The sequence below is a fragment of the Bradyrhizobium sp. Mp27 genome, assembly GCF_029953005.1.
Lineage (GTDB): Bacteria > Pseudomonadota > Alphaproteobacteria > Rhizobiales > Xanthobacteraceae > Bradyrhizobium > Bradyrhizobium barranii.
Map to the genome: position 1 here is coordinate 21,807 of NZ_JASAUS010000074.1, position 20,914 is coordinate 42,720.

Genomic DNA, 20,914 nt, shown 5'->3' on the forward strand with positions numbered 1-20,914 from the left:
AGAGGCGAAGAAAAATCAGTCGAACAGGCTCGACACCGACTCTTCCGCCGCGGTGCGCGCGATGGCGTCCGAGATCAGGCTGGCGATCGGAAGCGTGCGGATGTTCGGAGCCTTGGTCACCGCCTCCGTCGGCAGGATCGAGTCGGTGATCACGAGCTCCTTCAGCTTCGAGCCCGCGATGCGGGCGGCCGCGCCGCCGGAGAGCACGCCGTGGGTGATGTAGGCGTAGACGTCCTTGGCGCCCTTGGCGATCAGCGCGTCGGCCGCGTTCACCAGCGTGCCGCCGGAGTCCACGATGTCGTCGATCAGGATGCAGGTGTAGCCGGCGACGTCGCCGATCACGTTCATGACCTCGGACTCGCCCGCCCTCTCGCGGCGCTTGTCGACGATCGCGAGCGGAGTGTTGATGCGCTTGGCAAGGCCACGTGCGCGCGCCACGCCGCCGACGTCGGGCGAGATCACCATCGTCTTGGAGAGGTCGAACTTGTCCTTGATGTCGCGCACCATCAACGGCGCCGCGTAGAGGTTGTCGGTCGGGATGTCGAAGAAGCCCTGGATCTGGCCGGCATGCAGGTCGAGCGTCATGACGCGGTCGACGCCGGCCTGCGTGATCAGGTTGGCGACGAGCTTGGCCGAGATCGGCGTACGCGAACCCGATTTGCGGTCCTGCCGGGCGTAGCCGAAATAGGGCAGCACCGCGGTGATGCGGCGTGCCGAGGAGCGGCGCAGCGCATCGGTGATGATCAGCAGTTCCATCAGATGGTCGTTGGCGGGGAACGAGGTCGACTGGATGACGAAGGCATCCGAGCCGCGGACGTTCTCCTGGATCTCGACGAAGATCTCCATGTCGGCGAAGCGCCGTACCACCGCCTTGGTCAGCGGCAGGTCGAGGCCCTGCGCGATGGCCTGCGCGAGAGCCGGGTTTGAGTTGCCGGCGACAAGCTTGATGGAGCCGTTCTTGGCCGACATGGACGCTTCCTCCCGCGCTTTGCTGGATACGACGTTCAACATCAGAGAATACCCACTGGAAGCACGGTTACGACGGGCGAGGAAATATCAGGCCGGGGGCTGCAATGGCAACCCGGGATGCTACGTTTTCCCTCCGAAATCCTGAGTCGGGCCAACGGTTTGGCCGCAACTTGGGGCCGTGGTTTCGCGGGGGTTATCGCTCGGCATAGCCGAGCGCCGAGGCCGGCATCTCGGCCGCCGGGGCCTCCGGGATCACGCTGGCCACCGCCGGTCCCCGTAAGCCGGGAACAGTGCCCGGCGCGTCCGGCGTGCCGTTGATCATGTTGGAAAGTCCGCTGAATCCGGCCTGGGCGATCTTTCGCAGCACGAGGTCGTCGGCGGCGCCCCAGGGATCGCGGCCGCCCTTGGCGGCGGTCAGTTCGTCGCCGGAGAGGCGCAACGCGCGCTGCTGGTTGGCGTCGTAGACGTCCCAGACCCAGGCGATCACGGTCTTGCCGCGCACGATTTGGGCGGAGAGGTAACTGCGCACGCGATAGGCAGCCGTCCCCTCGCGGGAGACGACGGACAGGCTGCGCAGCTTGGATTCGCTGTCGAGCACGCCGACCATGCGGTCGAACACCTGCGGGGGCGGCCCGTCGATCGATTCGAAGGCCACGGTCGCCCCGGAGCCGGCGCTGGGCGCCATCGCATAGGAGTTGGCGGCACCGCCGCCGCCGGCGCAGCCGCCAAGCGCGGTCGCTACGGCCAGCAGCATGACCGCCAGCGCGCGCGAACCCGCGCGGCCCAGGATGAATGACGCGTCCCTCATTATGGAGGGCAGCGATATCGTTAAAATCGATTAAGGTCTAGGGCAGGAAGGACACATCATTGGGCCGATCCGGCCGAGGAGTTGTCGATGAGGGGAGCGACTTTGGGGGCAATCGTTGCCTGCCTCATCGTGGGGCGGGCCGCGGCGGCAGAAAGTGCGGCCGAGGCAATCCGGGCTTTCGGACTGACCGGTACCTGGTCGGTTGATTGCAAACGGGATCCCTATCAGGCCTGTGAGAACAACCGCTGTGGCGCGCGATTGACGTACATCGCGTCGTCCTCCGGCGCGCCGACGATAAGGAATGTGATCGGGACGTTCACACCTGGGCAGGTAAGGACATTCATCAGCACGATCTATTCGGCGACGCGTATTGCCGACGACAAGATCAAGATCGTGTCGGTTCAGGACCCTCCACCCAGCACGACACTGATCTGGTGGCGTCAACCGGGCGAGGTTTGGGAGATCGTTCTGCTCAAGGTCGGCGACAAGTATCGGACCTTCTCCGCGCATCGCGACGATTGGAAGAAGATCGAGGTCGATGAAGGTTTCGAGGTCCGACCGCCGCCGCCGCCTCCACCAGCACAAATGTACGTTGATTTGCCGACTAAATGGCCTCGCGGAAAGAATGAAATGCCATTGTTCGAAAGATGCAGCGACTAACCTGATGGGTTGCGGCAAGAACAGGCAAGAACTCGACCGAATTCGTTCTTAATTCTCCAGCGCGATCGCGTGAATGTGGCGGCCGTAATCCGGCTCCTTGCGATGCACCGAGCGGCGATAGCTGAAGAAGCGCTCGTCGGCATAGGTGTCCAGACCAAGATCGTCGATCATCAGGATGCCGGCGGCTTCGAGCCGCTTCCGGATGAAGCCGGCGAGGTCGAACATCGCGTGTCCGGTGCGCACCGACGGGATGAAGAACATGGCGTTGTCCGCATCCGCCTCGATGAAGCGCGCCACGAACTCATTGCCGACCTCGTAGCTGTCCTGGCGGATCAAGGGGCCGATCGCGGCGATGATGCCGCTGCGCGTGGCGCCGAGCTTCTCCATCGCAGAGATCGTCTGTTCCAGCACGCCAGTCAGCGCGCCCTTCCAGCCGGCATGGGCGCCGCCGATCACGCGCGCGTTGGGATCGACGAACAGCACCGGCCCGCAATCGGCGGTGGAGACGCCGAGCGCGATGCCGGGCGTTTTCGTGACCAGCGCATCGCCTTTCGGCCGCGGTCCGCTCGGCCACGGCGCTTCGGCAACGAGGACATCGGGCGAATGGATCTGGTGCAGGCTGATGAAGCGCTCCGGGGCGACGCCGACATGCTCGGCCATGCGGCGGCGGTTCTCCGCGACATGCGCCGGATCGTCGTTGGAGCCGAGCCCGCCATTGAGCGCCGAATAGATCCCGCCCGAGACGCCGCCCTCGCGGGTGAAGAAGGCATGGCGCAGGCCGGGCACGGCCGACAGCAGCGACGAAGCAAGCGTCATGAGGCGCCTCCGGCCCGTTCGAGATCGCTGAGGCCGGCGATGCCGGTCAGCCGCGGTTCGGAGATGCCGAGCACCTTGAACATCGAGCCCATGCCGCTGCGCCCGGTATCGGTCAGGCGCTTGAGCGCCACCGAAATGTCGGTGGCGACGTCAGGCGTCGCCTTCTGCATCAGGGCGGCCGCGCGGGTCTCGATGCCGACGCGTTTGAGGAAATCACCCTGCGTCACCGGGCCGTGCACACGGGCGCCGACATCCTCGGCCGCGCGCGCCAGGGCCTGGAAGTCGACATGGGCGGTGACGTCGGCCTGGCCCGGCGCCTTCAGGGGATCGGTGAAGGTATGGCGCGCGATCGCCTGGAAGGTGTCGCCGGCATCGCTGCGCAGATGGCCGTAGTCGATGATCAGCGCCGCGCCGTCCTGGTCGCGCACGCGCGTGGCGAGCTTCATGATCTCGCCGTCGGGCCGCCATTCGAACACGGCGCCGACGGGCGCGGCGCGCACCAGAGGCGGCAGCAGCACGTCGAAGCGCGGCGTCGGGTCGGCGGCCGCGCCGAATTGAAGCTTGCCGTTGGGATCGATCTCGATCACGCGCTCGTGCCAGCCGTTCTCGCGCTTCACCATCTGGTGGATCGGCAGCACGTCGAAATATTCGTTGGCGAGGATGATGCTCGGGCCTTCCGGCACGTCGTCGATGCCGTCGTGCCAGGCGATGTTGCGCACGCCCGCCAGCGTCGCACTCTGCCGCTCGCGCAGCACGGGATTGACCTCGACCATGTGGACGTGAAGCGCCTGGTAGAGCGGCGGCAGCACGCGCAGTGCGCGCAGCGCATCCGCCATCATGGTGCCGCGGCCGGGGCCGAGCTCGATCAGCCGTAGGAATTGCGGCGAGCCCATCTGCTTCCACACCGAGGCGGTCCACAGCCCCAACAGCTCGCCGAACATCTGGCTGACCTCGGGCGCGGTGGTGAAGTCGCCTTCGCGCCCGAGCGGATCGCGCGAGACGTAATAGCCATAGCGCGGATGCATCAGGCACAGTTCCATGTACCGCCAGACCGGCATGGGCCCTGAGGATTTGATCAGCGCCTTGATCTCGTTGAGTAGCGGCTGTTCGGTCACGGTCTGTCTTCTCGAAAGGAATTAACTGATAGCCGCAGCCGGCTTCGGCGCGCCGCGCCTGATAGCCAATACAATAAGTATGAGGCCTACAATAAGCATCGGGATCGACAACAGCATGCCCATGGTTAATCCGCCCCAGAGGAAGCCGAGCTGGACGTCTGGCTCGCGGAAATGCTCGCCGGCGATGCGGGTCAGACCATAGATCAGGATGAAGGCGCCGAGGATCATGCCGGGCCGCTTCAGGGCGCCGAAACGGATCATGATCGCGAGCACGGTGAACAGCAGGATGCCCTCCATGCCGGCCTCATAGAGCTGGCTCGGATGGCGCGGCAGCTGCGTCGGATCGTTGGGGAAGATCATCGCCCAGGGCAGGCTGGGGTCGGTGGCGCGGCCCCACAATTCGCCATTGATGAAATTGGCAATGCGCCCGAGCAGCAGCCCGACCGGGGCGACTGCCGTGGTGATGTCGCCCAGCGACAGGATCGAGATGCGGTTGCGATAGGCAAACCACATCACCGCGACGACGCAGCCGAGGAAGCCGCCATGGAAGGACATGCCGCCCTCCCACAATTTGAAGATCGCGGCGGGGTGATCGATGAAGAAGGGCAGGTTGTAGAACAGCACGTAGCCGGTGCGGCCGCCGAGGATGATGCCGAGCGTGACCCACAGGATGAAGTCGTCGATCTGCACCAGCGACATCGGCGCGGGGCCGCTCCACAGGCGCTCTTTCTTCAGCAGCGAGCGCGCATAGAGCCAGCCGAACACGATGCCGCTGATATAGGCCAGCGCATACCAGCGGATCGCGAACGGACCGATCTCGATCGCGATCGGCTTGAAGGCGGGAAAGTCGATGAGCAGAAAGGGCATCAGGCCTTCTAGACTTAAACGAGATTGCGGCGATAGAGCGCCAGCAGACGCTCCCAATGCCGTTCGGCGGCGTCGCGGTCGTAGACCGGACGCTTGGGGAAGGCGAAGCCGTGATGCGTGCCGGGATAGATCTCGACCTCGGCCTTGGCGCCGCTCATGCCCTGCTTGACCTTCTCGATGACCTCGGCGGGCGCGTAGATGTCGGTCTCGGCGCAGGCGAAATAGAGCTCGGCCCTGGTCTTGCCGGCGGCGAGATGCGGGCTGTTGTCTTCGTCGGTCGCCAAATGCGTTCCGTAGATCGAGGCGGCGGCCTTGACGCGGTCGGCAAAGTGCGTGGCCGCGTTGACGGCGTAACGGCCGCTCATGCAATAGCCGACGGTACCGACGATTTTCGTATTGGCAGCCGCCTGGCCCTCGGCATAGGTGAGCAGGGCCCTGGTGTCCTCCATGATCATGAGAATGTTGAGCGAGGCCATGAGCTGGAACATGCGCTTGCGCTCGGGTGCATTCGGATCGGCCGGCAGCGCGCCGAGCTCCATCACGCCGGAGCGGTAATAGAGGTTCGGCAGCATCACGTAATAGCCGGAGGTGGCGAGCCGGCGCGCCATGTCGCGCAGCTCCTCGCGGATCGCCGGCGCATCCATGTAGAACAGGATGACCGGAAACGGCCCGCCGCGTTCGGGATGGGTGATGAAGGTTGCGGTGTGGCCGTCCTTGGTGGGAATCGCGATCTGCTGATCGATCATCTCGTGCGCCTTCTGATTCTTGTTATGCAGGGACGTTGAATACGATTGCAAGGAAACCGGGGGATGACAAGGATACCGCCGATCGGCCCTTGAACCGTTTCGCCCGGATTGCCATTGTCTTTTCGCGCGTTCGCGCAAAGTTTATCTGAGGCCGCCAGGAGACCGACATGACCCAGACCAACAACCGGTTTTTCGACGAGATCGGCCGCCTCATGAACGACGCCGCCGGTGCCGCCCAGGGCGTCAAGCGCGAGTTCGACACGGTGATGCGCACCCAGGCCGAGAAATTCCTGCGCGACATGGACCTGGTCAAGCGCGAGGAGTTCGAGGCGGTCAAGGACATGGCCCGCCTCGCCCGCGAGGAGAACGAGGCCCTGAAGGCGCGGATCGTGGCGCTGGAGGCAAAGCTGGGCGGGTAGCGCCGGCCCCCGTAGCCCGGATGGAGCGCAGCGCAATCCGGGAGCCGCACCCCAAGTTTCCCCGGATTTCGCTCCGCTCCATCCGGGCTACAAGGGTTTATCCGGTACCTTCCGGCAGCCCATTCTCCTTGTCATTTCCGCGTCTTCCGGGTAAAAGCCCGCCAAGTTCACGGCCCCCGCACCCCTGGAGGCTTGCTGTGAGCTATGCCATGGGCCGCGCTGCGGCCCATTAACTTTTGCAAAAACAAGGACTTAACGACATGGCGACGACCGTCAAGGAATTGAAGGCGACCGCACGTCCGAAGAGCGGCAAGGGGGCCGCCCGGGCAGAGCGTCGCGCCGGGAGAGTGCCCGGAGTGATCTATGGTAACAACCAGCCCCCGCTCCCGATCTCGGTTGACGATCGTGAATTGCGCCAGCGCATCCTCGCCGGCCGGTTCCTGACCACGCTGGTCGACGTCGAACTCGACGGCAAGAAGCACCGCGTGATTCCGCGCGACTACCACCTCGATCCGGTCAAGGATTTCCCGATCCATGTCGACTTCATGCGGCTCGGCGAAGGCGCCACGATCCGCATCAGCGTTCCCTTGCACGTCGTGAAGTCGGAAGCGTCCCCGGGCGTGAAGCGCGGCGGCACCGTCAACATCGTCGCTCACGCGATCGAGCTCGAATGCGGTGTCGAGAGCATCCCGCAGTACATCGAGGCCGACGTCGGCACGCTCGAAATCGGTCACTCGCTCCATCTGTCGGACGTCAAGCTGCCTGCCGGCGTGAAGGCGCTGACCCGCGAGGACGCGACCCTCGTCACCATCGTGCCGCCGTCCGGCTACGCCGAAGAGCAGAAGGCTGCGGCTGCGGCTGCAGCTCCGGGCGCTGCTGCGGCTGCTCCGGCGGCTGGCGCTGCTGCTCCGGCTGCGGGTGCTGCTGCTCCGGCTGCGGCTGCCAAGGCTCCCGCCGGCGGCGACAAGAAGAAGTAATCTCTCAAAGAGCTGGGCGCGCGGTCCTTGATCGCGCGCCGAGCGAGGGGCGCGCCGCGTCATGCGACTCTTTGTTGGGCTCGGCAATCCCGGCGCGAAATACGCACGTAACCGGCACAATATCGGCTTCATGGCCGTCGACGAGATCGCGCGGCGGCATGGCTTTGCGCCATGGCGCCGCCGCTTTCAGGGCGAGACCTCGGAAGGTGCGCTCGGCACTGAGCGGATCATCCTGCTCAAGCCGACCACCTACATGAATGACTCCGGCCGCAGCGTTCAGGAGGCGGCAAGCTTCTTCAAGATCGCGCCCGGCGACGTCACCGTGTTCCACGACGAGCTCGAACTGCCGCCGGGCAAGGTGCGGGTGAAGATCGGCGGCGGCATCGCCGGCCATAACGGCCTGCGCTCGATCTCCGCGCACATCGGCAACGACTATCGCCGGGTCCGGCTCGGCATCGGTCATCCCGGCGTCAAGGAACTGGTGCACGGCCACGTGCTGTCGGACTTCGCCAAGGCCGACAACGACTGGGTGGCGACGTTGTGCGAGGCGGTGGCCGAGCACGCGGCACTGGTCGCCAAAGGCACGGACGCGACCTTCGCCAACAGGGTGCATCTCGCCATGCAGGCGAAGGGCTTTTTGACCAAGGACGAGAACGGCAAGGAATAGGGCGCCGTTTTCTCGGTCAAGCCCGGCCATGACGAATACGGATAGAGGACGACCATGGGATTTAAATGCGGGATCGTCGGGTTGCCCAATGTCGGCAAGTCGACCTTGTTCAATGCGCTGACCGAGACGGCCGCGGCGCAGGCCGCGAACTATCCGTTCTGCACCATCGAGCCGAATGTCGGCGAAGTCGCCGTGCCCGATCCGCGGCTCGACAAGCTCTCGGCCATTGCCAAATCGGCGCAGATCATCCCGACCCGGCTGACCTTCGTCGACATCGCCGGCCTCGTGCGCGGCGCTTCCAAGGGTGAAGGCCTCGGCAACCAGTTCCTCGCCAACATCCGCGAGGTCGACGCCATCGCGCATGTCGTGCGCTGCTTCGAGGATTCCGACATCACGCATGTCGAGGGCAAGATCGCCCCGCTCGCCGACATCGAGACCATCGAGACCGAGCTGATGCTCGCCGACCTCGACAGCCTCGAGAAGCGCGTCGACAACCTCACGAAGAAAGCCAAGGGCAACGACAAGGACGCCAAGGAGCAGCTCGACCTCGTCAACCGCACGCTGGTGCTGCTGCGCGAGGGCAAGCCCGCCCGCCTCGTCGAGCGCAAGGCGGAGGAGGAGCGCGCCTTCGGGATGCTCGGCCTGCTGTCGTCGAAGCCCGTGCTCTACGTCTGCAACGTCGAGGAAGGCTCGGCCGCCACGGGCAATTCGTTCTCCAAAGCGGTGGAGGAGCAGGCGGCCAAGGAAGGCGCCGTTGCCGTCGTCATCTCCGCCAAGATCGAATCCGAGATCGCCACCATTTCACGCGAGGAGCGCGCCGACTTCCTGGAGACGCTGGGTCTCGAAGAAGCCGGCCTCGATCGGCTGATCCGCGCCGGCTACACCCTGCTCGACCTCATCACCTATTTCACGGTGGGCCCGAAGGAAGCGCGCGCCTGGACCATCTATCGCGGCACCAAGGCCCCGGGCGCGGCCGGCGTGATCCACACCGACTTCGAGAAGGGCTTCATCCGCGCCGAGACGATTGCGTATGAGGACTATGTCGCGCTGAACGGCGAAGCCGGTGCCCGCGATGCCGGCAAGCTGCGTCTCGAAGGCAAGGAATACGTCGTCGCCGACGGCGACGTGATGCATTTTAGATTCAATACGTAAGACGCGGAGAGCACTCTCGTAGGGTGGGCAAAGGCGCATCGCGCCGTGCCCACCATCTATCCAATATAGCGACAGAAGAGGTGGGCACGCTTCGCTTTGCCCACCCTACGGCACCTACGACCGCATCCCGCCGCCCTGGTCCCTTATCGCGCCGAGATGCTCGTTGATGCGGAAGACGATCAGGATCAGCTCCGCGGCGATGCGCGAGAACACGATGCCGACGACGATGCTCGCGATCGACGACAGCAGCACCAGGAAGCCGCCGAACGGGCTGATCGCCATCGTCGCGAGACCGGAGAAGATTCCGGAAAGGCCGAACAGGCAGATCAGCGCGATCACCAGCCAGTAGAAGGTCTTGATGATCGTCGGCGTGATGAAGCGGTCCCATTGAAACAGATCGCTGAATGAAAACATTGCTCCCCCCAAGGCAAATCGAGCCTTCAAATCGGGCCTTGCACGTGGATCCTGGCCCTCGGTTAATCCGACTCAAGACCAACGCCGGCGCCTCGAATGTAGCACGAGCCATGCGGGCCGGCGGGTTGAGATTGCCGCAAAGTGCGGCCACAATCTGTCATTCCCTCGAAGCTTTCCCAAGATGACCCTGACCTTCGAAGATTTCCCGCCCGGCCGGTTCGGAACATTCGGCCCGCGCCATGTCACCCGCGACGAGATCCTGGCTTTCGCCGCCGAGTTCGATCCGCAGCCGATGCACCTCGATGAGGAGGCCGCGGCCAAGAGCATGCTGCGCGGCCTGTCCGGCTCGGGCTGGCACCTCTGCTCGCTGATGATGCGGATGATGGCCGATGGCTTCATCACACGCGCCGCTTCGCTCGGCTCGCCCGGCGTCGACGAGGTGCGCTGGTTGTCGCCCTTGCGGCCCGGTGACGACCTCATGCTCGACGTCGACGTGCTGGAGGCGCGCACCTCGAAGAGCCGGCCGGAGCTCGGCATCGTCAAGTTCAAATGCACGGTGCGCAACGCCAGGGGCGAGGCGCTGTGCGAGATGACCTCGCCGATCCTGATCAAGCGGCGCGAGGGAGCAGTCTGATGCCCTTCTTCGAGGAGATCGAGATCGGCCACCGCAGCGAGATCGGCGCCTATACGTTCACGGCGGAGTCCATCAAGACGTTCGCCGCAAAGTTCGATCCGCAGCGCTTCCACCTCGACGAGGAGGAAGGCAAGAACTCGCTGTTCGGCGGCCTTGCGGCCTCGGGCTGGCATGTCGGCTCGGCCTGCATGAGCCTGCTTGTCGCCGATGGCCAGCGTCTGACGCGCGAGGCCGCTTCGCGCGGCGAGGAGGTCGCGGTGTGGGGGCCGTCGCCGGGCTTTCGCGACCTGCGCTGGATCAGGCCGGTGCTCGCCGGCGACACCGTCGCTTACGTCAACGAAGTCATCGAAAAGCGCAGCTCCGCCTCGCGCCCCGGCTGGGGCATTCTGACGGCCCGCACCACCGGCACCAACCAGCGCGGCGAGGAGGTCTATTCCATCACCGCCAGCGCCTTCGTGCCGATGCGGAACGGCGGTTAGACCTGTTCCAAGATGAACGGTCCAAATGTGTGCGCGAGTGTTGCCCGCGCGCTATGGACGCGATTCCGGGCGGCTGCCATAAGCCTGCTCAACATGGTGACCCGCGAAGCAGTTGGCGGAACCATCGAGTTGCTAACCAATTATGAACCTGTCGCTGTCTAATTGAAACGAATTGGGCAGAGAACAGGGGACGAGGACCATGGCAGACCGCGGCGCACTCAAGCTGGTGGGATTTATCTTTGCGACCGCGACGCTGGCAGTGATGCTGGTCGCCGGCATGGTGGTGAAGGGCTACGCCGATGGCGCCTACACCCTGGAAGCCTCGGCGATCGACGCGAGCCGTTAAGGGTCCGTTAACTCTTCGGGGCCGGACGCCCGGCCTCCGCCATCAGCGGCTATAGACGAACGCCAGCACCGCGATCGCGACCGCCAGCAATCCGACGAAGCGCAGCATGATCGTGCCGAACTGGTTCGGCGCGGGTCGCAGCGGGATAGGGTCCGTGTTGTCGGGCCGAATGCTTTCCATCTGAAATGTCCCCAGGCCCGGCCTCAAGGCTGCGGGCGCTTGGCATTGGTCGGCGCTGGGGCGCGGAGGGTTCAAAGTGAATGTTGTCGCCCGCGCGGCGCTCGCCAAACCCCCGCTGTCATGCCCCGCGAAGGCGGGGCATCCAGTACGCCGCGGCTTCTCGGCTCAATCACTGTCGTCTCTGGAATACTGGATCATCCGCTTTCGCGGGTGATGACACCTGGACAGGAGAGACGGAGTACCGCTTCACCCCCACGAATCAAAACCGCCGCGCCCCTTGCGGAACGCGGCGGCGGCTGGTGATGCTTGACGTGAGTGATCAGCTGTTGCGCAGGCCGTCGGCTGCGCGCTTCCACTGCGCGACGTTGTCGGCGATCATGCGGGTCGACTTCATCGCGGCCTGGCTGAGCTGGGCATAGCCGGAGATCTCGCGCTGGACGCGCTGGCCTTCGGCATGGAGCAGGTCGCGCAGGCTCTCGAGCTCGGAGATCAGGTTCTCGATCTCGGCGAGCGAGGTGCCGGCGACGCGCTGGATCAGCGAGTTGACGTTGGTGACGGTGGCTTCCGCGCTCGGATCGAGCGGCGGCGTGTCGGTGGTTCCCGATGCCGGCCGGCGCAGATAGGCGATGTCGTTACGGACGAAGTCGCGGATGCCGGCTTCAACTTCCGTCACTGCGGCGAGGTTGGTGTCGACCGTCTCGGTCTCGGTGGATTCGGTCTTTTCCGGACGCATGGCGTTCATCGTTATTCCCCTGTTCGCGTTGAGCGCGGCGCGAGTGTCCCCCGCACGACGAGTTCGGTCATCCGACTAGGGCGTCGGATTTTGACCGCAACTTGGCCGAGATACGGCAAGGGCGGACGATTCGGGGGCTTTGCCGTGGCGTATGGTTACGAGAGTCTGAACTGCTGGGAAAACGAACCTATCCCGGGATGATGGGAGAGGGGCGCTGGACTGCTACCAGCTCTTCTTGAAGCCCGCCGTCAGGCTCTTGTTGATCGCGCCCTGCGAGGTCTCGCCGACCGAGCCGGAGACGGTGACGTTGTCGAACAGTTTTTGCTCGGCGCCGACCTTGCGCAGCCATTTGTCGTCGGTGGTCGACAGCGACTGGCCGGCGGTGATGCTGGTGCCGGTGTCGGTGAGGGTGACCTTGGCGGTCTGATCGGTCTCGTAGTTGCGCGTGACGTGCCCGCCGATGCCGGGCATGGCGGTGGTGCCCTGCTGGTTGACGCTGTAGCCGTTCTGAAGCGTCAGCGACGTGTCGCTCGAGAGCGGCACCGACTTGATCAGCGACGCCCCGATCTTGCTCTGCTCTGCGCCGGGATCGACGCGGGCTTCCACCGCGGTCTTGTCCCAGATCGAGCCGGCGCCCGGCGCGGTCGCCGCCGCCCAGGCGCTGCCGGAGGATTGCGGCAGGCTGCCGCCATTGGTGGCTTTCTGCGCCAGCAGCTCGGACATCGTCCGCGGCTCGCTCGTCACCGTCATGTCGGCGCCGATGCGGGCGTCCCAGAACGAGGAGACCGACTGCTTCACCGTCACCGCCGAGGAGCCGTTGGCGTTCGCGTTCGACGACCAGTTCAGGCCGTCCTTGGCGGCGGCCTGGGCGCGTTTCTTGGCGGCCATGGCGTCGTTGCCGGTGCCGGCGTCGACCGCGAGTTGACTCCAGTCGAGCTTGTCGACGTCGATGCCCTTTAAAATGTCGGGGTCGTTGACGTCGGGGACCGCGGCGGTCTCTGTGGCTTCGGTCTCGGCCTGGTCGTCAGGCGCAGCCGCCGAGAAGGGCGGAATGATCTGCGCCGAGACCGTCAGAACCGAGCCCAAAATGAATGCCGCCGCCAGCACCGGCAGCCTGGTCCAGCCAAAACCTGTCGAGAATTCCATCGTCCTGCCCGCGAGCCCAGCGCATGCTTGCCGCCACTATAATGCGGCCTTCGGTGATGACCATGCGCCATTCGGTCCGCTCAACACTTGGTGATCTATCGTTGCGAAATTGTGGCGGCTCGCCTCGGCCGGAGCATGATCCGGACCCGAAGGGCCGCGCCAGCGCAATGTGTGCAGCGGTTTTCCCTCGCGACAAACGCGGAACGCGTTTGCGCGGAGATCATGCTCAAACCACCGGAATGGCGAACCAACGGGCCGCGCGAAAGGCGCGCGCCCGATGACGAGCTTCGCCACGACGGCATCCGGCGGGGCTGGAGGCCAGGACGCGGATCGGGCGAGCATCAATCATCGGTCCCGGCAAGCGGGGCCCGCTGGCGTCCCCCTCAGCCGACGCGGGTCATCTTCGGCAGATGAATGGCGCGGCCGAGTGCCTGTTCAACCAGATCGAAGGTGTCGACCAGCACGCGCATGCTGATCAGCTTGCCCGCCCTGAACTGGGCGAACTGCGCGACCCGCAAGCTAATCGGCTTGTCGGAATCCAGCGCGGTCAGTGAATAGCGCAGCATCGAGGCGGCGGAATCCACGCCGAGCATGATGCTCTCGCGGTCGAAGCGGCGGACATGAAAATTGTCGGCGAGCTGGCGAATGACGTCGAGCACGGCGTCCCGGCCCTGGCGCGCGCCGAGGAACGGAAACATGTCGATCGGGCCGTAGATCGCCCACTCGACGTCCTCGTCGATCAGGGTCTCGATGTCCCTGAAATCCCGGTCGTTCACCGCGCGATGCAACGCGCGCGAGAAACGCCAGAGGCTGTGCTCTGTCATTTGGGGGCGTCCTGAAGCTGGCTTGCAGAAAAACGGAAAACAGCCCCATGCACAGAAAAGGTGCCGGGGACGTTCAACTCATTCGTATACAAATAAAATAGGCGATTTCGGCCAAAACGCAATTCACGTTTTCGCAATGCACAATTGATGCGCTTTGTGAGATTTACAACAGAACCCCGTAATCTCCCGGTCTCTGCTTCACCTCTGCCCGTAAGAACGGGGGCGAGGGATGAAGGATCATCCCCCGTCCACCCGCGCGCCCACGATCAGCGGCCCGATCTCCCGCTCCAGCACCTGCTGCACCAGATCGTAGGAATCGATGATCTCGCGGATCTGCGCCACCAGTCCGCCCCGGAAGCTGTAGAACACAGCCATGTCGAACTGCACGACGCGATCGTTGCTGCGCTTCTTGAAGTAAGTGTGCATGTAGGTCGCGACCTCGTCGCCCTCGGCGAGGATGTGCGGCGCCTTGTAGCGGATTTCGGAATAGCGCGACCAGACCGTCTGCCACAGCTCGCGCAGCTCCTGCTTGCCGTGGCGCGGCGCCATGTGCGGCAGCACGTCGATCGGCGCGTGGGTGAGAAAGTCGACGTCGTCGGTGCAGCACGACAGCGCGGCCTCGATATCGCCGCGCGCAAAACTGTCCAGCAGATGCAGCACGCGTTGCCTGTTCAGCGATTCGACCGTCATGCCGCTCCCGCCCTCGTGGGGTGTCGATTGCAAACGCCAATGCGCGCTCTGCGGGTCCATCAATCCGCAAAAACAAAGGTGTCCGGATCATATGACGCGCCGATCCAAGGCCTGGTTCATGAAATGCAATTACTGGTTGTGTTTGTGGTCGCCTGCAAGAATTCGAGCGGGTTTTCGCGCCCCGCATGACGCCGCGTGCATACCGGCGGGTGCGTCCCGCCATGCACGGCGCACCGGAACCCGCGCCCGTCGGTGGTCGTTGAGACGCCGAAACCGATCCGGAGACATCGATCATGAAATCCCCGCTTCTCACCGTCGCCGCAGCACTGCTGATGCTGGGCGCGACCTCGGCCGCCAACGCCAAGGGCTGCATCAAGGGCGCCGTCGTCGTCGGCGGCGTCGCCGGCCACTATGCCGGCCATCACGGCGTCCTGGGCGCCGCCGCCGGCTGCCTCTACGGCAGGCATCACGCCAAGGAGCAGGAAAAGCAGCAGCAACAGCAGGGCCAGGTGAACGGGCAGGGGAAGCTGTAGAGGCCCGGAACCCCTTCTGTCCCGTTTGCCCCGATGGTAAGTTCCAGCTGCAAACGCTGGGGTTGAGTCGGGCGAGGGGACGATGGACGTCGGGAAGTTCTTGTGGGGCGTCGTCCTCGCAATCCTGTTCCTGTATTTCCTCGTTCGTTTTGTGATCAGCGCCTTCCGCACGCGAGGCGTCAAATACAATTGGCTCGGCGTCCTGCTGTCATTCACCACGGTCGGTTTGGCGATTTACCTCGTATTCTTCCGTCAGCTCTGAGGCTGTTCGACTGTCCGCTGTCGCGGGCGGAAGACCCGCCAAGGGCGTGACCCATCTCACATCACCCCCTCGCCCGGCGCGGCTAGCGTCATCGGCATGTCATCTGGGAGACGTGCCATGGTCGCCGCGAGAAAGTCCCGCCTGCACAACGCGCTCGAAGGCCTCGCGCTGACCGCGATCCTTCAGAGCTTCCCGACCTTCGCCGCCGGCGCCTTCCTGCTCAAGCTCGTCGGCAACCACGACCTCGTCGGCGACCCCGGCGTCGCCATCTTCGTCGCAATCGCCTCGCTCGCCCACGCGCTGCTCGCGGTGACCCTGGGCCCGAGCTTCCCCGCTGTCTTCAAGGCCGTCTACGAGCCAAATTTCTTCGAGGCCCATCTGTCGCTCGCCGACAAGATCACCGCATGGCGCACCCAGCCGGTCGCCTCGCTCCAGTTCGTGACCATCGTGCTGCTGCTGTCGGTGATGGCCGTGGTGACGGCGAGCGTGGGGTGACATCTCTCGCTCGTCATTCCGGGGCGCTGCAAAGCAGCGAGACCGGAATCCATAGCCGCGACTGGCGCGGATGAAGCTGCGCCGCCTACCTCTTCTTCCACCCACCCCGTCGTCCCGGCTGTCCACCCGTCGACTTCGGTGCCGGCCCGAACTCCGGCCCTGACTGCCTCGAGTCCGTCGGCTGGATGATCCGGCTGGTGCTGCCGAACGGCTTTGCCGGCAGGCTCAGGTTTTCGCGGTAGGGCAACGACTCCGGCCCATGCATCTCGTCGAGATGCGGCTTGTGCACCTTTGAGCCGCTGCCGCCGCCGCTGGCTTTCAGCGCGGAGCTCACGGTTTTCTTCTTCATCGCGCTGACGGGCAGGTTGGCGGCGTCGCCGTACTTCTTGGTGCCGGCGTAGGCGCCGGCCTTGCCCTGCACCGTGCGCTGCTTGACGGTGGGGTCGTCGACCACTGCGAGCTCGGTGGCGCGCAGGCGTTTGACTTCGTCGCGCAGGCGGGCGGCTTCCTCGAAGTTCAGATCGGCCGCGGCCTCGCGCATCCTTGTTTCGAGATCGGCGAGCACGGCTTCAAAGTTGTGGCCGATCGAGATGACGTCGTCGGTCATGTCGTGGCCGCCGACCTCGACCAGCACGTGGTCGCGCTCGTAGACGGAGTTGAGGATGTCGCCGATCTGCTTCTTCACGCTCTCCGGCGTGATGCCGTTGGCGGTGTTGTACTCGACCTGTTTTTCGCGACGCCGGTTGGTTTCCGCAATGGCGCGCTCCATCGAGCCCGTCATCTGGTCGGCATAGAGGATCACCTTGCCGTCGACGTTGCGCGCGGCGCGGCCGATGGTCTGAATCAAGGACGTTTCACTGCGCAAAAAGCCTTCCTTGTCGGCGTCGAGGATCGCGACCAGCGCGCATTCGGGAATGTCGAGGCCTTCGCGCAAGAGGTTGATGCCGACCAGCGCGTCGAACGCGCCGAGACGGAGGTCCCTGATGATCTCGATGCGCTCGATGGTGTCGATATCGGAGTGCATGTAGCGGACGCGGATGCCCTGCTCGTGCAGATATTCGGTGAGGTCCTCCGCCATGCGCTTTGTCAGCACGGTGATCAGCGAGCGATAGCCGGCCTGGGCGGTGGCGCGGACCTCGCCGACGAGATCGTCGACCTGGGTGCGGGCGGGCCGGATGTTGACGGGCGGATCGATCAGGCCCGTCGGGCGGATCACCTGCTCGACGAACACGCCGCCGCTCTCGTTCAACTCCCAGCCGCCGGGTGTCGCCGACACCGCAACCGTCTGCGGCCGCATCATGTCCCATTCCTCGAAGCGGAGCGGGCGGTTGTCCATGCACGACGGCAAGCGGAAGCCGTATTCGGCCAGCGTCGCCTTGCGGCGGAAGTCGCCGCGGAACATGCCGCCGATCTGCGGCACCGTGACGTGGCTCTCGTCGGCGAACACCAGCGCGTTGTCGGGGACGTATTCGAACAGCGTCGGCGGCGGCTCGCCGGGCAGGCGCCCGGTGAGATAGCGCGAATAGTTCTCGATGCCGGCGCAGCTTCCGGTCGCCTCCATCATCTCGAGATCGAAGGTGGTGCGCTGCTCCAGCCGCTGCGCTTCCAGCAGGCGGCCCTGGTCGTGCAGCTGGTCAAGCCGCTGCTTCAGCTCCGATTTGATCGACTTGATCGCCTGCACCAGCGTCGGGCGCGGCGTCACGTAGTGCGAGTTGGCGTACATCTTGATGAATTCGAGCTCGTCCTGCTTGTGGCCGGTGAGCGGATCGAACTCCTCGATGGTCTCGATGGTGTCGCCGAACAGGTTTACGCGCCAGGCCCGGTCCTCATAGTGCGCCGGGAAGATGTCGATGACGTCGCCGCGGACGCGAAACGTGCCGCGGGTAAAATCGGCCTGGGTGCGCTTGTACTGGAGGGCGACGAGGTCGGCGATGAGCTGGCGCTGGTCGATGCGCTCGCCCTTCTTCAGCGCGAAGGTCATCGCGGTGTAGGTTTCGACCGAGCCGATACCGTAGATGCAGGACACCGACGCCACGATGATGACGTCGTCGCGTTCGAGCAGCGCGCGCGTCGCCGAGTGGCGCATGCGGTCGATCTGCTCGTTGATCGAAGAATCCTTTTCGATGTAGGTGTCCGTGCGCGGAACGTAGGCTTCCGGCTGGTAGTAATCGTAATACGAGACGAAATACTCGACCGCGTTGTCGGGGAAGAAACTCCTAAACTCGCCGTAGAGCTGGGCGGCGAGCGTCTTGTTCGGCGCCAGGATGATGGCGGGCCGCTGCGTCGCCTCGATCACCTTGGCCATGGTGTAGGTCTTGCCGGAGCCGGTGACGCCGAGCAGCACTTGGCTGCGGTCGTTGCGCTGGATGCCCTCGACCAGCTCGGCGATCGCGGTCGGCTGGTCGCCGCGCGGCTGGTAGGGCGATTTGATCTCGAAGCGTACGCCGCCTTCGGATTTTTCCGGGCGCGGCGGCCGGTGCGGGGTCCACACCTTGGTGGAGCCGTCGTCCTTGCGAAATTCCGGCCGGCCCTCGCGGATCAGCGATTCCAGCGCGTCGGCGGTGGCCTTGACGCCGAGCGCCTCCATCTTGGTGCGCGGCGGACGCGCCAGCGCCTCGGCATCGTCCTCCTCGGTAGGAAGCCCGAGCTGCCGCGCCAGTTCCGGATCGAGCGTCGGGATCGTGGCGGCCGTGCCGTAATTGGCCTGCGGCGCCTCATCGAAACCGCCGCTCTCCGAAGCGCGCGCCCCCGCTGGCTGCGGATTGGGCCGCAGCGGCATCGGCTTGGTGTTGTCCTGCGGAAACTCCTTCGGCGTCGAGGCACGTGCGCGATGCGCGGCAGCCTCGCCCCCGGCGCGGCGGTCGCGCGAATTGTCCGGCGGCGGCTGCAGCCCGGTGCCCGATCCCAGCCCGGCATCGCCGCGATTGATCGCGGGATTCAGAAGTTCGGCCAGCGCCGGCCCGATCGGCTGGACGTCAGGCCGATGTGCCTTCGAGTTCGGGGTCTTGGATTTGGGGGATTTCGGGGGAGCAGGTTTCTTCGCCATGCCCCGAATATGGGACGAGTCAGCGCTTCAGAAAAGAGCGAAGGTACGTCCGTGCTCAGGCTGCTGACAGCAGGTTGGCAGCAGCACGAGGCTTACGCCGCCGGCGGCGGGGCCTCGTCGTCGTTGCTCGCGCGGCGCGGCTCGAGGATGTCGAGATGGATCCCGCCGCAATCGGTGCAGCGCATGGTCCAGTACTCGCATCCGGCGCGGCCGCCGATCACGCGAAGCACCGCGAGATCGCCGTCGCATTCGGGACATTTCGACAGCACATTGCGGGCATAAATCCTCGGCCGCGGCGTGTCTTCGAATTCGATGACTGACATGACCGGTTCCCCCTTTATGCTGCGCGGTCCCTTGGTTCGCCTGGAGTCCCGCGCTTATTCGTCGTCGTGGTCATCGGCCCGCCGGCGGAAGCGGTCGATGTGGTGCTTGGCGTCGGCGATGGCCGCGTTCTGGTCGGGCCAGGCGAAACCGACTTCCATGGCCGGAAACAGCACGCCATCGATGGCGAGGGGGCTGAGATCGGCGCGGCGGATGCGGGCATGCCAGAGGCCCTTGCCAGCCTCGAAGGATTCGATGTCAAAACCGTCGTACATGGTCGTCATTGTAGTCCCCAAATGTTCCGTAAGTGTCTTGTTGAAGGGTCAGAGGACCACGTTTGGCGCGTTCAGTATGTGAAGCCATTCACAAGCGGTCGGCTTTTTTGCCCAGGGCCTCGTTGAACGGGCGTCAGTTCCGTGGCGCGGCGCGGCCGATCCGCCTGGCGGGGCGTGCGGCGGGCTCCGAGGCCGCCCGCATGATCCAGCGCCGGAACGCGGCGAAGTCGCGCTGCTCGGTCTGAAAACTGCGATACAGCAGGTACCAGCGCATGCCCTTAGGAACCGAGAGATCGAACGGCGCGACCAGCCGGCCGGCGGCGAGATCGTCGTCGATATAGGGCCGGATGCCCATGGCGATGCCGAGGCCGTCGGCGGCGGCCTGGAGCGCCTGGCCGTAGAACTGGAATTCCGGTCCGCGCGCATTGATGCGGGTGAGGTTCGCGGCCTTGAGCCAGATCGGCCAATCCTCCGGCGAATGCGTGACGCGGATCAGGCCTGGCCCTTTGAGGTCGGCGGGCCGCTTCAGGCCGGTGGCGAGGCGAGGCACGCAGACCGGGGTGAGGTCGCCGGCGAATAGCGGCTCGGCGACCAGGCCGGGCCAGTCGCCGGTGCCGAGCTTGATGCCGCAGCTCCAGTCCTCGCCGAATGGGACCTCAGCACCACCGGTGGTGAAGCGCACCTCGATGTCGGGCTCCTCGCTGCGAAACTCCGACAGGCGCGGGATCAGCCAGCGCATCGCAAAGGTGTGGCCGACGCCGATGGTAAGCACGCGGACGCTGGAGGGCGCCGTCACCTGCGCGGTGAGGCTGGCCAGTGCGTCGAAGATCGGCGTGAGCCCGCTTTGATAGGCGCGGCCTGCCTGCGTCAGCACGAGCTTGTTGGCCTTGCGCTCGAACAGCGCGACGCCGAGACGTTCCTCCAGCAGATGCACCATGCGGCTGACGGCCGCCGCCGACACGCTGAGCTCGAGCCCGGCCGCGGCAAAGCTGCCGGTCCGCGCCGCCGCCTCGAATGCCTTGATGCCGTTGAGAAACAGCAGCCGCCGCAAATGACCCACCCTCAGGAAAGCTGATGCAAGGCCAAGATAACTCAGTTTGCGAAGCCGGGGCAAGCGAGGCACGTTCTTCGTCGCCTCTCCCCGCGTGCGGGGAGAGGCCGACACCCGAAGCGTGGCGGGTGAGGGGGAGTCTCCACGAGTCAAACTGGCGCCGTCCCCGCGGAGAGTCCCCCTTGTAAGTCGAAGCGCCGCAGGTCAGCTATTGTAGACGTTGCGGTGACGGACGGGAGCCCGCAAACCCCCAGGTCGTTGCAGGCCGTGGGTGAGAGAGGTGCCCCGT

At 65.1% G+C, this 20,914-nt stretch carries 27 protein-coding genes; 11 read left to right on the forward strand and 16 right to left on the reverse strand.

Features of this window, described 5'->3' with window-relative positions; translation table 11 throughout:
• Positions 1–15: 15 nt before the first annotated feature.
• Together QJT78_RS29995 and QJT78_RS30000 are read right to left on the reverse strand one after the other, a co-directional pair.
• Positions 16–969 (reverse strand): ribose-phosphate pyrophosphokinase, encoded by a 954-nt coding sequence (locus tag QJT78_RS29995; protein ID WP_028151562.1) that lies wholly within the window; start codon positions 967–969, stop codon positions 16–18.
• Positions 970–1,162: 193 nt separating this feature from the next.
• Positions 1,163–1,777, reverse strand: coding sequence for a hypothetical protein (locus QJT78_RS30000; RefSeq protein ID WP_028151563.1), 615 nt, complete (start codon positions 1,775–1,777; stop codon positions 1,163–1,165).
• An 87-nt stretch (positions 1,778–1,864) separates the two neighbouring features.
• On the opposite strand from QJT78_RS30000, the gene QJT78_RS30005 reads away from it, so the two are divergent.
• Positions 1,865–2,437 carry a hypothetical protein gene (locus tag QJT78_RS30005; protein WP_038976096.1) on the forward strand — a complete coding sequence of 191 codons (573 nt, stop codon included), beginning with the start codon at positions 1,865–1,867 and terminating at the stop codon, positions 2,435–2,437.
• 48 nt (positions 2,438–2,485) lie between these two features.
• Here QJT78_RS30005 and pgeF read toward each other — a convergent pair whose 3' ends face one another.
• Genes pgeF through QJT78_RS30025 form a run of 4 tightly spaced genes read right to left on the reverse strand, consistent with a single transcriptional unit; the run spans position 2,486 to position 5,981 of the window.
• Complete coding sequence (pgeF, locus tag QJT78_RS30010; protein WP_028151565.1) at positions 2,486–3,253, reverse strand: peptidoglycan editing factor PgeF; 768 nt, start codon at positions 3,251–3,253, stop codon at positions 2,486–2,488.
• Positions 3,250–4,368, reverse strand: coding sequence for an SAM-dependent methyltransferase (locus QJT78_RS30015; RefSeq protein ID WP_028151566.1), 1,119 nt, complete (start codon positions 4,366–4,368; stop codon positions 3,250–3,252). The genes pgeF and QJT78_RS30015 overlap by 4 nt, the downstream gene beginning before the upstream one ends.
• Positions 4,369–4,389: 21 nt before the next feature.
• Positions 4,390–5,235, reverse strand: coding sequence for a prolipoprotein diacylglyceryl transferase (lgt, locus tag QJT78_RS30020; RefSeq protein ID WP_028151567.1), 846 nt, complete (start codon positions 5,233–5,235; stop codon positions 4,390–4,392).
• Positions 5,236–5,249: 14 nt separating this feature from the next.
• Positions 5,250–5,981, reverse strand: coding sequence for a dienelactone hydrolase family protein (locus tag QJT78_RS30025; RefSeq protein WP_028151568.1), 732 nt, complete (start codon positions 5,979–5,981; stop codon positions 5,250–5,252).
• A gap of 167 nt (positions 5,982–6,148) precedes the next feature.
• On the opposite strand from QJT78_RS30025, the gene QJT78_RS30030 reads away from it, so the two are divergent.
• From QJT78_RS30030 to ychF, 4 genes are all read left to right on the forward strand, one after another.
• Positions 6,149–6,400, forward strand: coding sequence for an accessory factor UbiK family protein (locus QJT78_RS30030; protein ID WP_028151569.1), 252 nt, complete (start codon positions 6,149–6,151; stop codon positions 6,398–6,400).
• A 260-nt stretch (positions 6,401–6,660) separates the two neighbouring features.
• Positions 6,661–7,377: a 50S ribosomal protein L25/general stress protein Ctc gene (locus QJT78_RS30035; protein WP_028151570.1), complete on the forward strand. Its 717-nt coding sequence runs from the start codon at positions 6,661–6,663 to the stop codon at positions 7,375–7,377.
• A gap of 61 nt (positions 7,378–7,438) precedes the next feature.
• The gene (gene pth, locus QJT78_RS30040; protein WP_038943927.1) at positions 7,439–8,044 is read left to right on the forward strand and encodes an aminoacyl-tRNA hydrolase; all 606 of its coding nucleotides are present in this window, start codon (positions 7,439–7,441) and stop codon (positions 8,042–8,044) included.
• Positions 8,045–8,098: 54 nt separating this feature from the next.
• Complete coding sequence (gene ychF / locus QJT78_RS30045; protein ID WP_028151572.1) at positions 8,099–9,196, forward strand: redox-regulated ATPase YchF; 1,098 nt, start codon at positions 8,099–8,101, stop codon at positions 9,194–9,196.
• Between the two features lie 114 nt (positions 9,197–9,310).
• On the opposite strand, the gene QJT78_RS30050 is transcribed toward ychF, so the two are convergent.
• Complete coding sequence (locus QJT78_RS30050; RefSeq protein ID WP_028151573.1) at positions 9,311–9,610, reverse strand: DUF4282 domain-containing protein; 300 nt, start codon at positions 9,608–9,610, stop codon at positions 9,311–9,313.
• A gap of 181 nt (positions 9,611–9,791) precedes the next feature.
• On the opposite strand from QJT78_RS30050, the gene QJT78_RS30055 reads away from it, so the two are divergent.
• From QJT78_RS30055 to QJT78_RS30065, 3 genes are all read left to right on the forward strand, one after another.
• A complete protein-coding gene (locus QJT78_RS30055) occupies positions 9,792–10,244 on the forward strand; it encodes a MaoC family dehydratase (protein ID WP_028151574.1) in 453 nt (150 codons plus the stop codon).
• Positions 10,244–10,723, forward strand: a complete 480-nt coding sequence (locus QJT78_RS30060) for a MaoC family dehydratase (protein WP_028151575.1) — start codon at positions 10,244–10,246, stop codon at positions 10,721–10,723. The genes QJT78_RS30055 and QJT78_RS30060 overlap by 1 nt, the downstream gene beginning before the upstream one ends.
• 199 nt (positions 10,724–10,922) lie before the next feature.
• Complete coding sequence (locus QJT78_RS30065) at positions 10,923–11,069, forward strand: hypothetical protein (protein ID WP_014492017.1); 147 nt, start codon at positions 10,923–10,925, stop codon at positions 11,067–11,069.
• Positions 11,070–11,111: 42 nt separating this feature from the next.
• Here the strand turns inward: QJT78_RS30065 and QJT78_RS30070 are convergent, their stop codons facing one another.
• From QJT78_RS30070 to QJT78_RS30090, 5 genes are all read right to left on the reverse strand, one after another.
• On the reverse strand, positions 11,112–11,249 hold the full coding sequence (locus tag QJT78_RS30070) for a hypothetical protein (RefSeq protein WP_014492018.1): 138 nt from the start codon (positions 11,247–11,249) through the stop codon (positions 11,112–11,114).
• A gap of 319 nt (positions 11,250–11,568) precedes the next feature.
• The gene (locus QJT78_RS30075) at positions 11,569–11,991 is read right to left on the reverse strand and encodes a hypothetical protein (protein ID WP_014492019.1); all 423 of its coding nucleotides are present in this window, start codon (positions 11,989–11,991) and stop codon (positions 11,569–11,571) included.
• A gap of 213 nt (positions 11,992–12,204) precedes the next feature.
• Positions 12,205–13,128 (reverse strand): hypothetical protein, encoded by a 924-nt coding sequence (locus QJT78_RS30080; RefSeq protein ID WP_028151576.1) that lies wholly within the window; start codon positions 13,126–13,128, stop codon positions 12,205–12,207.
• Positions 13,129–13,511: 383 nt separating this feature from the next.
• A complete protein-coding gene (locus QJT78_RS30085; RefSeq protein WP_028151577.1) occupies positions 13,512–13,952 on the reverse strand; it encodes a nuclear transport factor 2 family protein in 441 nt (146 codons plus the stop codon).
• A gap of 237 nt (positions 13,953–14,189) precedes the next feature.
• Complete coding sequence (locus QJT78_RS30090) at positions 14,190–14,642, reverse strand: nuclear transport factor 2 family protein (RefSeq protein ID WP_028151578.1); 453 nt, start codon at positions 14,640–14,642, stop codon at positions 14,190–14,192.
• A 293-nt stretch (positions 14,643–14,935) separates the two neighbouring features.
• On the opposite strand from QJT78_RS30090, the gene QJT78_RS30095 reads away from it, so the two are divergent.
• The 3 genes from QJT78_RS30095 (at position 14,936) to QJT78_RS30105 (ending at position 15,932) form a co-directional block, all read left to right on the forward strand.
• A complete protein-coding gene (locus QJT78_RS30095; RefSeq protein WP_038943930.1) occupies positions 14,936–15,175 on the forward strand; it encodes a hypothetical protein in 240 nt (79 codons plus the stop codon).
• A gap of 82 nt (positions 15,176–15,257) precedes the next feature.
• On the forward strand, positions 15,258–15,437 hold the full coding sequence (locus tag QJT78_RS30100; RefSeq protein ID WP_028151580.1) for a hypothetical protein: 180 nt from the start codon (positions 15,258–15,260) through the stop codon (positions 15,435–15,437).
• A gap of 117 nt (positions 15,438–15,554) precedes the next feature.
• Positions 15,555–15,932 (forward strand): hypothetical protein, encoded by a 378-nt coding sequence (locus QJT78_RS30105; protein ID WP_038943931.1) that lies wholly within the window; start codon positions 15,555–15,557, stop codon positions 15,930–15,932.
• 85 nt (positions 15,933–16,017) lie between these two features.
• Here QJT78_RS30105 and uvrB read toward each other — a convergent pair whose 3' ends face one another.
• The 4 genes from uvrB to QJT78_RS30125 all read right to left on the reverse strand — a co-directional run bounded on the left by uvrB (position 16,018) and on the right by QJT78_RS30125 (position 20,625).
• Positions 16,018–18,978, reverse strand: a complete 2,961-nt coding sequence (gene uvrB, locus QJT78_RS30110; protein WP_080587016.1) for an excinuclease ABC subunit UvrB — start codon at positions 18,976–18,978, stop codon at positions 16,018–16,020.
• A 92-nt stretch (positions 18,979–19,070) separates the two neighbouring features.
• Positions 19,071–19,301 carry a hypothetical protein gene (locus tag QJT78_RS30115; protein WP_028151582.1) on the reverse strand — a complete coding sequence of 77 codons (231 nt, stop codon included), beginning with the start codon at positions 19,299–19,301 and terminating at the stop codon, positions 19,071–19,073.
• Positions 19,302–19,355: 54 nt separating this feature from the next.
• Positions 19,356–19,583, reverse strand: coding sequence for a hypothetical protein (locus QJT78_RS30120; protein WP_028151583.1), 228 nt, complete (start codon positions 19,581–19,583; stop codon positions 19,356–19,358).
• Positions 19,584–19,707: 124 nt separating this feature from the next.
• Positions 19,708–20,625 (reverse strand): LysR substrate-binding domain-containing protein, encoded by a 918-nt coding sequence (locus QJT78_RS30125; protein WP_028151584.1) that lies wholly within the window; start codon positions 20,623–20,625, stop codon positions 19,708–19,710.
• Positions 20,626–20,914: the final 289 nt, after the last annotated feature.

Coding starts and splice junctions, on each gene's coding strand:
- QJT78_RS29995 (WP_028151562.1), bottom strand. CDS start 969: ATGTCGGCCAAGAACGGCTCCATCAAGCTTGTCGCCGGCAACTCAAAC.
- QJT78_RS30000 (WP_028151563.1), bottom strand. CDS start 1,777: ATGAGGGACGCGTCATTCATCCTGGGCCGCGCGGGTTCGCGCGCGCTG.
- QJT78_RS30005 (WP_038976096.1), top strand. CDS start 1,865: ATGAGGGGAGCGACTTTGGGGGCAATCGTTGCCTGCCTCATCGTGGGG.
- pgeF (WP_028151565.1), bottom strand. CDS start 3,253: ATGACGCTTGCTTCGTCGCTGCTGTCGGCCGTGCCCGGCCTGCGCCAT.
- lgt (WP_028151567.1), bottom strand. CDS start 5,235: ATGCCCTTTCTGCTCATCGACTTTCCCGCCTTCAAGCCGATCGCGATC.
- QJT78_RS30025 (WP_028151568.1), bottom strand. CDS start 5,981: ATGATCGATCAGCAGATCGCGATTCCCACCAAGGACGGCCACACCGCA.
- QJT78_RS30030 (WP_028151569.1), top strand. CDS start 6,149: ATGACCCAGACCAACAACCGGTTTTTCGACGAGATCGGCCGCCTCATG.
- QJT78_RS30035 (WP_028151570.1), top strand. CDS start 6,661: ATGGCGACGACCGTCAAGGAATTGAAGGCGACCGCACGTCCGAAGAGC.
- pth (WP_038943927.1), top strand. CDS start 7,439: ATGCGACTCTTTGTTGGGCTCGGCAATCCCGGCGCGAAATACGCACGT.
- ychF (WP_028151572.1), top strand. CDS start 8,099: ATGGGATTTAAATGCGGGATCGTCGGGTTGCCCAATGTCGGCAAGTCG.
- QJT78_RS30050 (WP_028151573.1), bottom strand. CDS start 9,610: ATGTTTTCATTCAGCGATCTGTTTCAATGGGACCGCTTCATCACGCCG.
- QJT78_RS30055 (WP_028151574.1), top strand. CDS start 9,792: ATGACCCTGACCTTCGAAGATTTCCCGCCCGGCCGGTTCGGAACATTC.
- QJT78_RS30060 (WP_028151575.1), top strand. CDS start 10,244: ATGCCCTTCTTCGAGGAGATCGAGATCGGCCACCGCAGCGAGATCGGC.
- QJT78_RS30065 (WP_014492017.1), top strand. CDS start 10,923: ATGGCAGACCGCGGCGCACTCAAGCTGGTGGGATTTATCTTTGCGACC.
- QJT78_RS30070 (WP_014492018.1), bottom strand. CDS start 11,249: ATGGAAAGCATTCGGCCCGACAACACGGACCCTATCCCGCTGCGACCC.
- QJT78_RS30075 (WP_014492019.1), bottom strand. CDS start 11,991: ATGAACGCCATGCGTCCGGAAAAGACCGAATCCACCGAGACCGAGACG.
- QJT78_RS30080 (WP_028151576.1), bottom strand. CDS start 13,128: ATGGAATTCTCGACAGGTTTTGGCTGGACCAGGCTGCCGGTGCTGGCG.
- QJT78_RS30085 (WP_028151577.1), bottom strand. CDS start 13,952: ATGACAGAGCACAGCCTCTGGCGTTTCTCGCGCGCGTTGCATCGCGCG.
- QJT78_RS30090 (WP_028151578.1), bottom strand. CDS start 14,642: ATGACGGTCGAATCGCTGAACAGGCAACGCGTGCTGCATCTGCTGGAC.
- QJT78_RS30095 (WP_038943930.1), top strand. CDS start 14,936: ATGAAATCCCCGCTTCTCACCGTCGCCGCAGCACTGCTGATGCTGGGC.
- QJT78_RS30100 (WP_028151580.1), top strand. CDS start 15,258: ATGGACGTCGGGAAGTTCTTGTGGGGCGTCGTCCTCGCAATCCTGTTC.
- QJT78_RS30105 (WP_038943931.1), top strand. CDS start 15,555: ATGGTCGCCGCGAGAAAGTCCCGCCTGCACAACGCGCTCGAAGGCCTC.
- uvrB (WP_080587016.1), bottom strand. CDS start 18,978: ATGGCGAAGAAACCTGCTCCCCCGAAATCCCCCAAATCCAAGACCCCG.
- QJT78_RS30115 (WP_028151582.1), bottom strand. CDS start 19,301: ATGTCAGTCATCGAATTCGAAGACACGCCGCGGCCGAGGATTTATGCC.
- QJT78_RS30120 (WP_028151583.1), bottom strand. CDS start 19,583: ATGACGACCATGTACGACGGTTTTGACATCGAATCCTTCGAGGCTGGC.